The organism is Streptomyces sp. NPDC005435, assembly GCF_040703155.1.
GTDB lineage: Bacteria > Actinomycetota > Actinomycetes > Streptomycetales > Streptomycetaceae > Streptomyces.
Genome location: NZ_JBEXEQ010000001.1, coordinates 303,997 through 315,769, shown reverse-complemented (window position 1 = coordinate 315,769; position 11,773 = coordinate 303,997). Strand labels below are relative to the sequence as shown.

Here is an 11,773-nt window from a genome sequence, read left to right as displayed (position 1 = left end):
CCGGGAGCGCTCACCCTAGCCGCGCGGTTCGCTGTCAACCGTCGCCGGTGAGATATTCCACTCCCGTACAACCGGTGTATTGGGCCTGTTTGTTGGGAAAGGCGCGGTTGGTCTTGGCCACAGTTTTACTCGGAGTTCCTCTTTCGGCGCTTGAAAACCCCTTGCGCGTACGGGCGTTGGGTCATCGCGCGTACGGCGTCGGGTCGCGGCGTGAACCGTGCCGGGTCACCGCTGGGCGGAGCGGGCCGGGGGTGCGGAGGGGGTGTCCGGGGTGTGCGCGGGACCCGCGTTCGCCGCCACGACCAGCGCCGCGACCGCCACCACGGCCGCCACGACACCCCGGGTGAGGGAGGCGTCGTCCGCGGTCCGGCGCAGCCGGGGGCGGGGGCGTGCGCCGGTACGTCCAGGGGCGGCCGATGTACGTCCGGGCACGGGTGACCTCGCTACGGCGGGTGACGAGTCGGATACACGTGAGCCGCCGATTAACCTAGGGCTGCGCGCCCCCAACGACAAGGGGGCCCAAGGGAGTTGGGGAGGACGCCCGATGCGCGAACGGAAGAATCCGGCCGCCGTCGCGGAGGAGTTGAGGCGACGCCTGACGGATGCCCGCCGCGCCCTGGACGACGGTGCCGCCGAGGAGGCCGGGGCCCGCTACGCCACCCTCCTCGCCGAGGCCGGCGAACACGGCCTCACCGCCGAACGCGCCGCCGCCCTGCTCGGCCTCGGCGAGAGCGCCCTGGAGACGGGCGAACTGGCCGACGCCCTGGAGCACTTCGAGCGCGCCGGGGACCTGCTCGCGGACGAACCCGCCCCTCTCCGCGCCCCCGTCCTGCGCGGCCGCGCCGTGGCGCACTATCTCTCCGGCGAACTCCGCTACGCCGTACACCTCCTGGAGACCGGCCTCGCCGAACTGGCCCGCGCCGAACCGCAGGACCCCGACGCCCTGGTGCTGCTGCACGCCACCGCCATCGGGCCGTACATGGACATGGGCGCCCACCACCGCGCCGCCCGCGCCGCCGAGTCCGCGCTCGCGCTCGCCCCGCGTGTGAGCGACCCCGCGCTGGTCGCCCGCACCCACCGCTCGGTCGCCCGCACCCTGCTCGCCCAGGGACGGCACGCCGAGGCGGACGCCTCCCTCGCGACGGCCGCCGGGCTGTACGACCGCCTCGGCCTGCGCACCGAACTCGCCCACTGCCACTGGATGCGCGGCTACGTACGCGCCCAGGCCGGACAACTCGCGGGTGCGGAAGAGGAGTTGCGGCAGGCACTGCTGATGCTCGGGGAGACCCGCGCCGCCCTCTACCGCAGCCAGGTCGCCGTCGAACTGGCCGACGTGCTGCACCGGCGCGGCAGTTCGGGCGACGCCGCCGAGCTGCTGGCCGGGGTGCTCGGCGACTTCTCCTCCGAGCGCGGCGCGGTCCACGCCGCCGCCGCGCACCGGCTGCTCGGCATCATCGCGGAGGACGCCCACGACACCGAGGCCGCCGAGGAGCACTACGTCCGCGCGCTCAGCCTCCTGGAGCGGGCCGGGGCGGCGGGAGACTTGGCCGACTTGTGCCGGCTGCTCGGCGACCTGCTGCGCCGGAGCGGCCGTACGGAAGCGGCGCTGGACGCGTACCGGACGGGGCTCGGTCACCGCACGGCACCGGGGAGTACGACGCTGGGGCCGGCCCAGCTCTGAGCGCTTCCGCGTCCGGCCCGGCTCCGAGCGCGGTCACACCTGGACGCGTGCCTGCTTGCGTACGTCCGCCAGGCGCAGGGCGCCGATCTGGACGGCGGCCTGGGTCGCGTCGTTCGGTACGTCGCCCAGGCCGCCGTTGGTCAGCGCGAACGCGTCCTGGCCGACCCGTACGGCGGCGACGTCCAGCGTGAGCAGCACGTCCTGGTCGTCCTCGGTCGTGGTGGCGACGGTGACGCGCAGGCCCTGGCGCTTGTCCCCGACCTCGGGCAGCGAGGCGGCGTTCACCCGTACGTCCTCGACGAGCCCGGTCTGCGTCTTGGCGGTGAAACGGGCACAGTCGACGGGCATCGTGCCCAGCCGGGTCAGCGCGGCGTCCACGTCGGCGGGGCGGCGGTCGGCGATCTGGTAGCGCAGCTGGGCCCCGGTGTCGGGGTCGTCCAGGCCGACGGCCGCGCGGGCGGGGGCGCCGAGGAGCGTGTCGGCGTAGAGGTCGTCGAGGAGCGGCTGGCACTGGCCCGCGTCGGTGGTGGCCTTCAGCAGCCCGTCCCGCCAGGTGGCCGCGCCGTGCGTCGCGGTCCAGGGGGCGCCGAGATCGGTCTCGGTGAGGAGCGCGGACTGCGCCTGCGCTTCGGTGAGCACCGCCTTGTCGGTGCCGGGCGCGGCCTTGGAGGAGGCGGGCGGCTTCTCGATGGTCGGCAGCGGCTGGTGGGCGGTCGGGGGGTGTTCGAGGCCGAGGGTGGCGCAGCTGGTGAGGGTGAGGAGGGTGGTGGTGAGGAGGGCGGTGCGGAGGGCATGTGTGGCGTGGGCATGTGTGGCGTTGGCACGTGTGGCGTTGGCATGTGTGGTGCGGCTGTGTGTGGCCTCGGTACATGTGGCGTTGGCATGTGTGGTGCGGTTGCGTGTGGCCTCGGCACATGTGGTGCGGCCATGTGTGGCGTGAGCACATGTGGTGCGGTCATGTGTGGCGTCGGTACGTGCGGTACGGCCACGTGTGGCGTCGGCATGTGTCGTGCCGGTACGGCGTGTGCGGAGGACCTGTGTGGCCTCCGCCCGGCCCGGCCGGGAGGCACGTATCGCGCGGGCGCCGAAGGTGCTCAGGGCGCGTATCAGCGCCCGTATCAGACGCTTCCGGTCCAGGAGGGCGCCACGGGCGCGTGCGGTGGCGGTCATCGGGTGCCTCCTGCTCGTACCGGAAGGGCTGGTTCCCCCTCACGGCATCACCCCGCGCCCCCTCCCACCAGCGCTCCGGTCCGTCCGGGTGAGCGCGGGGTGCCGGTGCGGCCGGCGCGGGTAGGTTCGGTACCCGCGACCGAGAGGAGCCCGACGTGGCCGAGCGGCCCGCCGTTCCCGTGATCATCGACTGCGACACCGGGGTGGACGACGCGCTGGCGCTGCTGTTCGCCGTCCGGCATCCGGGGCTCGATCTGCGGGCGGTGACGTGCGTGGCCGGGAACACCGGCGTGGACGGCGTGGTCCGCAACACGCTGACCGTGTTGGAACGGGCGGGCGCGGCCGACGTCCCCGTGGCGCGCGGGGCCGAACGCCCGCTCCTCGAGCCCGCCCGGGTCGCGCACTGGCACGGCACCGACGGCATGGGCGACCTCGGGCTGCCCGCACCGGCCCGCGCGCCCGTCCCCATGGACGCCGTCACGCTGCTGCGGCGCGAGATCCTCGCCTCGCCGCGCCCGGTGACCCTGATCCCGACCGCGCCCCTGACGAACATCGCCCTGCTGCTGCGCACCCACCCCGAGGTGACCCGGAACATCGAGCGGATCGTGTTCATGGGCGGCGCGGTCGGCCCCGGAAACGCCACCGCCGTGGCCGAGTTCAACGTCTGGCACGACCCGGAGGCGGCTGCCGTACTGCTCACCGCCGGGGTGCCGATCACGATGTACGGGCTCGACGTGTTCACCCGGGTCGTCGTCCCCGGCGCGGACGTACGCAGGCTGCGCGCGAGCGCCGAACCGGGCACCCGGCTGGCCGGCGACCTCCTCGCCCACCGGCCCCCGGCCCGGGGAACCGCACCCCGGGACGCGGCGGCGGGCGGCCTCGGCGACGCGGGCGCGGTCCTGGCGGTCGCCGACCCCGAGGGCCTCACCACCCGCCGCGTCCCGGTGGAGATCGCCCTCGCCCCCGGCCCGTCCCGCGGCCAGACGGTCGTCGACCTGCGCGGCCGCCCAGGAGAGTCCGAACTGCACGACGGTGAGCGGGAACGTCCCTTGGTGGACGTGGGGTTGGACGTGGACGTCAAGCGGTACGTGGATCTGTACCTGTCCACGGTGGAGCGGGGGTAGCCGTACGGCCGGGGCGGAGTGGCCGTGGCGGAGGGGCAGTTGTAGCCGGACGGCCGGCGGCGCGGCGGCCGTAGCGACCGGGCCCGCGCCGGGGTGGGTGTGCTCGTCGGGCTCACGAGGAGTCGCCGTAGCAGCCCGACTCTCGCTGGAGCGGGCGTAGTTGTCCGGTGGCTGGTGCGGTGGGCATGGTTGCTGGGCCCAGGGAAAGCAGTCGTGGGTGTCGGGCCCGTGCCGGGCGTGGTCGTCGGGCTTTCGCTGGGGCGCCCGTAGTCGTTCGGTCCCGCTGGAGCGGCCGTACCCCCTCCGCCCGCAGGGGAGCGTGGCTCCGCCCCCAGCGGGTGTGCCGCTGGGGGCGGAGGGGTGAGGCGGGCGCCGGGACCGGGCGTTGGGCCTGACCCCGTTGTCCGGGAGGGTGTCCGGCGTGTTCGCCTCGCGGTGGGGGGCGTTGGGGCGCCCCCGTGAGGTCAGTACCGCTGGGCCGTGCTGCCGCGCGGTGCGCAGCCGCCGCCGGCGGGACTCAGTGCTGGGCCGCCCGCTTGCGGCGGGAGATGACCACGGCCGCGGCGCCCGCGGCGACCAGTGCCGCCGCGGCACCCGCGATCAGGCCCGAGCCGTTGCCGCCGCCGGTCTCGGCGAGGTCGCCGGAGCCGCCGTTCGCGGAGGGGGACGCGGCCGCGGCGGTGTCCTTGACGCTCGCCGAGGGCGAGGCCGGCGCGCCGGAGTCCGCCTTGGTGCTCGGGGCGGCCGACGCGGAGGCGGACGCCGAGGCCGGGGCCGGCTCGGACGCCGAGCCGGAGGCGGAGTCCGACTCCGGGGCGGTGGCCGAGGGGGAGGCGTCGGTGTCGGCGGGCGTCGTCGGGGCGGCCGGGGTCGGCTGCGCCTCGATCGAGCACTCCTTGGTGCCGCCGTTCCAGGCCGCGATCAGCTTGTCCTTGATGACGGCGTGGTCCGGGCCCTTGGGCAGGTCGCCGTGGACCAGGCCGTCGTTCGCGTCGAGGTCGCCGTCGAACTTGACCGCGCCCCGGTACAGGTCGATCTGCGCGAAGCAGCCCGCGTCCGGCACCGCGATGTCGAGCGAGTCGGTCTCGCCCCGCTTGACGCTCACGGTGTCGAAGCCGACCAGCGCCTGCTGCCCGGAGGTGGCCCAGGTGGAGCCGTGGGCGAGGTAGGAGGCCAGCGAGGCGGTGCAGGTCGCGGCGGAACCGGCGGCGCGGACCTTGATGTGGACCTTGCCGTCCTCGGTGGGCTTCAGGTTCTGGTCGTCCACCTTGACGGAGGCGAAGAAGCGGGTGCCGTCCAGCGAGAACTCGCAGGCGTCGGCGCCGGTCTCGGTGCCGGCGCCGGTGCCCGGGGTGAAGTGGCCGCCGGACTTCCAGCCGTCGCCGCCGGGCGCGCCGTGGGCCCAGGCCCCGGAGGCGGCGGCTACGGAGGCGGCGCACAGGGCGAGCGAGGCGGCGCCCGTCCCCAGCAGGCGGCGCGCGGTGACACGTCGGGCTATGGACATGGGTATCCCATCGGTTCGGGGAAGGCTCGCGCGAGGCGCGGAGAGATCACAGGAGAGGACCGCGGCCTCCACGGACTCGTCGGTCCCGTGCGCCACAGTGTGCAGACATCGTGATCGTCCTTGCGAAAGCTGTCAACCTGCGCTAACGCGCCGGGTGTTCGGATTTCCGGTCCCGCCCGGTTTCCGTTTCGGGGCGATGTGGACAGATTCCTGTCGGAGCCTGGCCGGTCCCCGGTATTCACCCGATTCCGCCCCCGATGACACCCCCGCCTCAGCCCGATCCGCCGATCCGCCGGCACCCGCCCACCCCACCGGCCCCCTGCCCCAACAGGCCCCCCGCCCCCCTCACCCCCGCCCCCGAACGGAGCCCGCATGCCCCACCCGTCCGCCGACCTCTCCCCCCGGAACCCCGACTGGTGGCGCCAGGCCGTCATCCACCAGGTCTACCCCCGCAGCTTCGCGGACGCCGACGGCGACGGGCTCGGTGACCTGCGGGGCGTCACCGCGCACCTGGACCACCTGGCCGCGCTCGGCGTGGACGCGGTGTGGCTCAGCCCGTTCTACCCCTCCGAACTGGCCGACGGCGGCTACGACATCGCCGACCACCGGGACGTGGACCCGCGCCTGGGCACGCTGGAGGACTTCGACGCGCTGGTCGCGGAGGCCCACCGCCTCGGCCTCAAGGTGATCGTGGACATCGTCCCCAACCACACCTCGCACCAGCACACTTGGTTCCGGGAGGCGCTGGCGGCGGGCCCCGGTTCCCCGGCCCGCGCCCGTTACGTCTTCCGGACCGGCCGGGGCGTACGCGGTGAACTCCCGCCCACCGACTGGCAGTCGGTCTTCGGCGGCAGCGCCTGGGAGCGCGTGCCGGACGGCGAGTGGTATCTGCACCTCTTCGCCCGTGAACAGCCCGACCTCGACTGGCGCCACCCGGAGGTACGCGCCGACTTCCTCACCACGCTGCGCTTCTGGTCCGACCGGGGTGTGGACGGCTTCCGGGTCGACGTGGCCCACGGCCTGGCCAAGGACCTCGCCGAGCCGCTCCGGGACGTGGGCGGGATCGGCGCCACCGGCGAGGACTCCCTGCCCCTGCTGGCACCCGGCACCCACCCCTACTGGGACCGAGACGAGGTGCACGACATCTTCCGCGACTGGCGCCGCGTTCTCGACTCCTACGACCCGCCCCGCACCGCCGTCGCGGAGGCCTGGGTGCCGGACGGGCGCCGTGCGCTGTACGCCCGCCCGGACGAACTCGGCCAGGCGTTCAACTTCGAGTATCTGGAGACCGGTTGGGGCGCGGAGGAGCTGCGCGCTGTCATCACCCGCTCGCTCGCCACGGCCCGCTCGGCGGGCGCCTCGGCCACCTGGGTGCTCTCCAACCACGACGTGGTCCGCCACGCCTCACGCCTGTCGCTCCCGCCCGGCACCGACCTCGACGCCTGGCTGCTCTCCGGCGGCACCGAACCCCCGCTCGACCCGGTCGCCGCGCTGCGCCGGGCCCGCGCCGCGACCCTGCTGATGCTGGCGCTGCCCGGCTCGGCGTACCTCTACCAGGGCGAGGAGCTGGGCCTTCCCGAGGTCGCCGACCTGCCCGCCGAGGTGCTCCAGGACCCGGTGTGGCAGCAGTCGGGCCACACCCGCAAGGGCCGGGACGGCTGCCGGGTGCCGCTGCCCTGGACGACGACCGGACCCTCGTACGGCTTCGGACCCGGCGCGGGCTGGCTGCCGCAGCCCCCGTCCTTCGCGGCGTACGCCGTCGAGGCGCAGTCCGGTGTGGAGGGTTCGACCCTGGAGCTGTACCGCGCCGCGCTGAAGCTGCGCCGCAAGCTGCTGGAGGGCGAGGGGCTGGCCTGGGCGCCCGGACAGGCCCCGGGCGTACTGGACTTCAGGCGTAGCCCGGGCTGGCGCTGTGTGACCAACCTCAACGGCGCGCCCGTAGCGCTGCCGTCGGGTGAACTCCTGCTCTCCAGCGAGCCGTTGGCGGTGTCCGGCAGCCTTCCGCCGGACACCACCGTGTGGCTGGCCTAGCCGATCGTCGGTGTGGGCGAGGGCTGGGCGGTCGCGCCGGGGACGGTCGAAGAGGTGTCGCTGCGCGTGTCGTTGGGGCCGTTGATGCCGTCGACGTTCAGCGTGGAGGAGGTGGGGTTCGGCGGCGGGGTCAGGACCACCTCCGGCTGGCCCGGCGGCGGCGCGGGCGGCGTGAGGTCGTCCGTGGGCAGCTTGGGCGGGGTGGTCTGCTGGAAGATGGTCTGGTCGAAGTCGACCAGGCCCGTCTTCTCCATCACCGTGATGTGGTCGAGCACCGTGTCGTTGGCCTGGTTGGCCAGCGCCCGCACCAGCGAGTTCTTGGTGGTGGACCGGATCTTCGCGATGGTGTTGAAGATCGAACCGTGCGTCATCCGCAGGATGTTGGCGAAGTCGGTGTCGAACTGCTTGCCGCTCTCGCCCTTCAGCTGGGTCACGAAGCCCTCCTGCTGGGGGCTCGCCACGTTGGGCAGCGTGATGTTCAGCATGGGCGCGATCTTGCGGCAGGAGGCGTCGAGCGCGGCGTGGCCGTCGATCAGGTGCTTGCTGGCTTCCTTGACGCCCGCCGTGGTGCCCTTCTGCAGCCCGATCTGGCCGAGCGGGTACTCCCACAGGCCGGCCGCGCGCACCCGGACCACGAAGTCGCGGTCCTGTTCGGTGAGGGGGCCCCACTGGGTGTTGGCGACGATCCGGGTCTGGGACGCCGTGACGGTGTTCAGGCCGAGCATGCCGGGGTAGGCGAGCGCCGCGAGTGTGAGCGTCATCGCACCGCCCACGAAGATCGTTCCCGTCGCGTTCCGCGAAATGCGCACCGTGCCTCCTGCCCGGTCGTGGTTCCGCCGACAGGCGGTTGGGACGCACAGCAGTACGGATGGGAATGCTGTTCGTCTCGACGGTTCGGGTAACAATTTCCACCCGGCCCCAACTCGGCTTTTCCTCCTGCCGAATTGACGAAAGGTTGACTCTACTCGACAGAAGTTGACCGTTCGCCGGGAGAAGCGGGAAGGAACCCGACCCTAGATTCGCCCCATGCCCCCACAGCCCCCCGCCGGACGCCCGGCGGCCCTGCCCGTGCTGCCCTACCGCAAGCCCACCCGGGGACGCGACTACTGGGTCATCGACGACGCGCTGCCCGACCCGGACGCGGTACGGGAACGGTGTCTGGCCAAGGACGACTGGGCCAGGGGGTATCCGTACACCTCCGAGACCTGGCCCGGACTGCGCGCGATGCCCGGCCTCGAACCGGATGAACTCGCCCGTATCGAGCGGCTGGTGAAGAAGGCGACCGGCGCGAAGGAGCTGTGGGTGCAGCGGGCGCCCGGCGGCGGCACCCTCAACCACAACTGCGTCCAGGTGGTCGGCGAGGGCGAGAGCGAACCCCGCCCGCACGCCGACTCGCGCGCGCTGTGCCGGTACGCGGCGGTGCTCTACCTCAACCCGCACGTGCCGAAGTCCTGCGGCACCAGCTTCTACCGCCAGTCCCTGCCCGGCGGCCGGCTCGGCGGCAACGTCGTCCAGGCCCCGCACAACAACCTCGTCGACGCCCTCGGCACCCGTTTCGTCGCCCCGGACGCCTTCGAGGAGGACGTGGACGTCCCCCACCGCTACAACCGCCTCCTCCTCTACCACGCCAACCTCGTGCACAGCGCGACCGGTTACGTCGGACGGACGCTGGAGGAGAAGCGGATGACGGCGGTGTTCTTCTGGATGGCGTGAGGTCCGGACGTACGCGCTGAACAGGGCGTGAGCCCCCTTCCCGGGGCGGCTCACGCCCCGCGTCGTTCACCCGTACGGCGTAGCCCCCGTGGTCCCCGGGCCGGGCCCGCGTGATCGTCGTAGCAACGACCCACTCGGGGCGACGACGGCGGAGGTACGGCCATGACCCAGCAGCAGCAGACGCAACCGGCACCTCCGGCCCATGGAGGTCTCGCCGAGGGCGGTGCGATCTTCGGGGGCGTGCTGATGCTGATGAACGGCATCCTCGCGATCCTCCAGGGCATCTCCGCGATCGCGGCGGACGACGTGTACGCCCGGATAGACGCCTACGTCTACAAGATCAACCTCACCGGCTGGGGCTGGATCCTGCTGGTGATCGGCGTCATCGCGGTCATCACCGGTGTGGGCATCCTCAAGGGCCTGGAGTGGGCGCGGGTGGTCGGCATCCTGCTGGCCTCGCTGAGCATGATCGCCCAGTTCCTGTTCCTGCCGTACTCCCCGATCTGGTCGCTGATCATGATCGGTATCGACTTCTTCGTGATCTGGGCGCTGGCGACGTACCACCCGCAGCACCGCACGCCGGAACGCCGCCCGGCCTGATCCCGTCGTAAAGCCCCTGGTGCGGGGGTGTCCAGCCGGTCAGAATCGCGTGGTGAACGAACAGAAGACGATTCCGGCCGCCCCCGCACGCCAGGTGCACGGACTGCGCCCCGTCGAGAAGGCGGCCCGGCTGACCGGCTGGGCCCTGCTGCTCGCGGGGCTCGGCCATGTACTGCGCGCGGTGTGGGAGATACGGCTGTGGACGGCGGGCGAACCCGCCTCCGGCCCGCCGGACCGGGGGGAGGGCGCGCACCGGCCGCTGAACGGGCTGGAGGACTCGTACCACGTCGTCACCTCGCTCCTCGGTGCCGCGACGTTGGTCTGCGCGGTTTTCTTCATCGCCTGGCTGTGGCGGGTGCGGGACAACTCGGTCGCCCTGTCGCGCGAGTCGCCGAAGTACACCGGGCTCTGGGTCTACCTGGGCTGGGTGCTGCCCGTCGCCAACCTGTGGATTCCGCGCGGCCTGATCGCCGACGCGTACCGCAAGTCGGTGCCGGGGCGGAAGCTGCCCGCCGTGGTCACGGTGTGGTGGGTGCTGTGGCTGGTCGGACTGCTCTCCGGCACCGGACTGTTCTTCCGCGACGGCGCCGACGAGATGATCGAGCGCGCCTACACCGAGATCGGGCCTGTGCTCTTCAGCGAGGCGGCGATGGCGGGCGCGGCGGTCACCGGCTTCCTCATGGTGCGCGCGGTCACGGCCGCGCAGCTGGAGCGCATCGCGTCACTCACGCCGGCCGAGCCCCCGGCCGAGGCCCCGACCGAGTCGCCGGCCGAGCCGTCGGCCGCGGAGTAACCCGAAGGCAGTAACCCGCTCTGCGGAGTGCGTGGTTGTCGGCCAGTATGAGGCTGTTTGCCGCATTCGCTCTCTCAGAGGGGGCCTCAATGGCTGTCGAAATCCCCCCGCTCATCAAGCCGTCCCGGCTCAGGCACCGGGGCGGTCTGGCGGGCGAGATGATGGCGGAGTTCCTCGGGACCTTCGTCCTCATCGCGTTCGGCTGCGGTGTGGTCGCCATGGCGGTCGCCGCGCTTCCCGGCTCCGGCCGGGCCGCCACCACCACGACCATCTTCCTGGCGGCCGGCGACTGGCTGCTGGTCGCCTGGGGCTGGGCCCTCGCGGTGACCTTCGGTGTCTACGTCGCCGGCGGCGTCAGCGGCGCCCACCTCAACCCGGCCGTCACCCTCGCGGTGGCCGTGCGCCGGGGCTTCCCCTGGATCAAGGTGCTGCCCTACTGGTTCGCCCAGGTCGTGGGCGCCTTCGCGGGTGCGGCGCTGGTCTATCTCGTCTACCACAACGCGATCGACACCTTCGACGCCGCGGTCTCGGGCCCCAAGACCAACGGGCACACGCTGGCCTCCTTCTCCATCTTCGCCACCTTCCCGGCGCCCTACTTCCACGGCGGCATCTGGGGCCCGCTCATCGACCAGATCGTCGGCGCGGCCTTCCTGGTCATGTTCGTCGTCGCCATCCTCGACCTGCGCAACCAGGCCGTGAAGGCGAACCTCGCCCCGCTGATCGTGGGCTTCGCGGTCGCCGCGATCGGCATGTCGTTCGGCGCGAACGCCGGGTACGCGATCAACCCCGCCCGTGACTTCGGGCCGCGCCTGTTCACCTGGGCGGCGGGCTGGGACAGCCTGGCCTTCCCCGGCTCGGTGGCGGGCCAGTTCAGCGGCTACTGGTGGGTGCCGATCGTCGGCCCGCTGATCGGCGGCCTGGTGGGCATCTTCCTCTACGACCTGTTCGTCGGCGACGTGCTCTACCTGCGCCACGAGCTGGGCGAACTCCCCGAGCCGGGCCGCAGCCGCCCGACCCGGGTGGACGAGGGCGAGGAGTAGCCGGACCGCGCGAGGAGACCTGATGCGCGGCGGCGGCCGGGCCCGGGCGATGGCCCGGGCCCGGCTCCGTGTGCGGGTGACGGTACGGCTCCGGGGCGGCCGGCTGTCGGTGCGGCT

Annotated in this window: 11 protein-coding genes; 7 read left to right on the top strand and 4 right to left on the bottom strand. The window is 73.0% G+C overall.

The features are described 5' to 3' along the window. Window positions 1-225 precede the first annotated feature (225 nt). The gene (locus AB0898_RS01490) at window positions 226-432 is read right to left on the bottom strand and encodes a hypothetical protein (RefSeq protein ID WP_366800767.1); all 207 of its coding nucleotides are present in this window, start codon (window positions 430-432) and stop codon (window positions 226-228) included. A 112-nt stretch (window positions 433-544) separates the two neighbouring features. Between AB0898_RS01490 and AB0898_RS01485 the strand changes: the two genes are divergently transcribed. Continuing rightward, window positions 545-1,681 (top strand): tetratricopeptide repeat protein, encoded by a 1,137-nt coding sequence (locus AB0898_RS01485; RefSeq protein ID WP_366800766.1) that lies wholly within the window; start codon window positions 545-547, stop codon window positions 1,679-1,681. Between the two features lie 33 nt (window positions 1,682-1,714). Here AB0898_RS01485 and AB0898_RS01480 read toward each other — a convergent pair whose 3' ends face one another. After that, window positions 1,715-2,851: a hypothetical protein gene (locus tag AB0898_RS01480; protein ID WP_366800765.1), complete on the bottom strand. Its 1,137-nt coding sequence runs from the start codon at window positions 2,849-2,851 to the stop codon at window positions 1,715-1,717. A gap of 155 nt (window positions 2,852-3,006) precedes the next feature. On the opposite strand from AB0898_RS01480, the gene AB0898_RS01475 reads away from it, so the two are divergent. Continuing rightward, window positions 3,007-3,975: a nucleoside hydrolase gene (locus tag AB0898_RS01475; RefSeq protein ID WP_366800764.1), complete on the top strand. Its 969-nt coding sequence runs from the start codon at window positions 3,007-3,009 to the stop codon at window positions 3,973-3,975. Between the two features lie 517 nt (window positions 3,976-4,492). Here AB0898_RS01475 and AB0898_RS01470 read toward each other — a convergent pair. Further along, window positions 4,493-5,479, bottom strand: a complete 987-nt coding sequence (locus AB0898_RS01470; protein WP_366800763.1) for an LAETG motif-containing sortase-dependent surface protein — start codon at window positions 5,477-5,479, stop codon at window positions 4,493-4,495. Window positions 5,480-5,851: 372 nt separating this feature from the next. Here AB0898_RS01470 and AB0898_RS01465 point away from each other — a divergent pair, with 372 nt between their 5' ends. Beyond that, window positions 5,852-7,510, top strand: coding sequence for a glycoside hydrolase family 13 protein (locus AB0898_RS01465; RefSeq protein ID WP_366800762.1), 1,659 nt, complete (start codon window positions 5,852-5,854; stop codon window positions 7,508-7,510). Here the strand turns inward: AB0898_RS01465 and AB0898_RS01460 are convergent. Beyond that, the gene (locus AB0898_RS01460; RefSeq protein ID WP_407078280.1) at window positions 7,507-8,271 is read right to left on the bottom strand and encodes a DUF4142 domain-containing protein; all 765 of its coding nucleotides are present in this window, start codon (window positions 8,269-8,271) and stop codon (window positions 7,507-7,509) included. The two genes, AB0898_RS01465 and AB0898_RS01460, sit on opposite strands and share 4 nt — an antisense overlap. 265 nt (window positions 8,272-8,536) lie before the next feature. On the opposite strand from AB0898_RS01460, the gene AB0898_RS01455 reads away from it, so the two are divergent. From AB0898_RS01455 to AB0898_RS01440, 4 genes are all read left to right on the top strand, one after another. After that, window positions 8,537-9,223 (top strand): DUF6445 family protein, encoded by a 687-nt coding sequence (locus AB0898_RS01455; RefSeq protein WP_366800761.1) that lies wholly within the window; start codon window positions 8,537-8,539, stop codon window positions 9,221-9,223. 162 nt (window positions 9,224-9,385) lie between these two features. Next, window positions 9,386-9,823 (top strand): hypothetical protein, encoded by a 438-nt coding sequence (locus AB0898_RS01450; protein ID WP_366800760.1) that lies wholly within the window; start codon window positions 9,386-9,388, stop codon window positions 9,821-9,823. A 52-nt stretch (window positions 9,824-9,875) separates the two neighbouring features. Beyond that, complete coding sequence (locus AB0898_RS01445) at window positions 9,876-10,616, top strand: DUF4328 domain-containing protein (RefSeq protein ID WP_366800759.1); 741 nt, start codon at window positions 9,876-9,878, stop codon at window positions 10,614-10,616. Window positions 10,617-10,705: 89 nt separating this feature from the next. Next, the gene (locus AB0898_RS01440; RefSeq protein ID WP_366800758.1) at window positions 10,706-11,656 is read left to right on the top strand and encodes an MIP/aquaporin family protein; all 951 of its coding nucleotides are present in this window, start codon (window positions 10,706-10,708) and stop codon (window positions 11,654-11,656) included. The last annotated feature ends 117 nt before the right edge of the window (window positions 11,657-11,773 follow it).

Coding starts and splice junctions, on each gene's coding strand:
- AB0898_RS01485 (WP_366800766.1), top strand. CDS start 545: ATGCGCGAACGGAAGAATCCGGCCGCCGTCGCGGAGGAGTTGAGGCGA.
- AB0898_RS01480 (WP_366800765.1), bottom strand. CDS start 2,851: ATGACCGCCACCGCACGCGCCCGTGGCGCCCTCCTGGACCGGAAGCGT.
- AB0898_RS01470 (WP_366800763.1), bottom strand. CDS start 5,479: ATGTCCATAGCCCGACGTGTCACCGCGCGCCGCCTGCTGGGGACGGGC.
- AB0898_RS01465 (WP_366800762.1), top strand. CDS start 5,852: ATGCCCCACCCGTCCGCCGACCTCTCCCCCCGGAACCCCGACTGGTGG.
- AB0898_RS01460 (WP_407078280.1), bottom strand. CDS start 8,271: ATGACGCTCACACTCGCGGCGCTCGCCTACCCCGGCATGCTCGGCCTG.
- AB0898_RS01455 (WP_366800761.1), top strand. CDS start 8,537: ATGCCCCCACAGCCCCCCGCCGGACGCCCGGCGGCCCTGCCCGTGCTG.
- AB0898_RS01450 (WP_366800760.1), top strand. CDS start 9,386: ATGACCCAGCAGCAGCAGACGCAACCGGCACCTCCGGCCCATGGAGGT.
- AB0898_RS01440 (WP_366800758.1), top strand. CDS start 10,706: ATGGCTGTCGAAATCCCCCCGCTCATCAAGCCGTCCCGGCTCAGGCAC.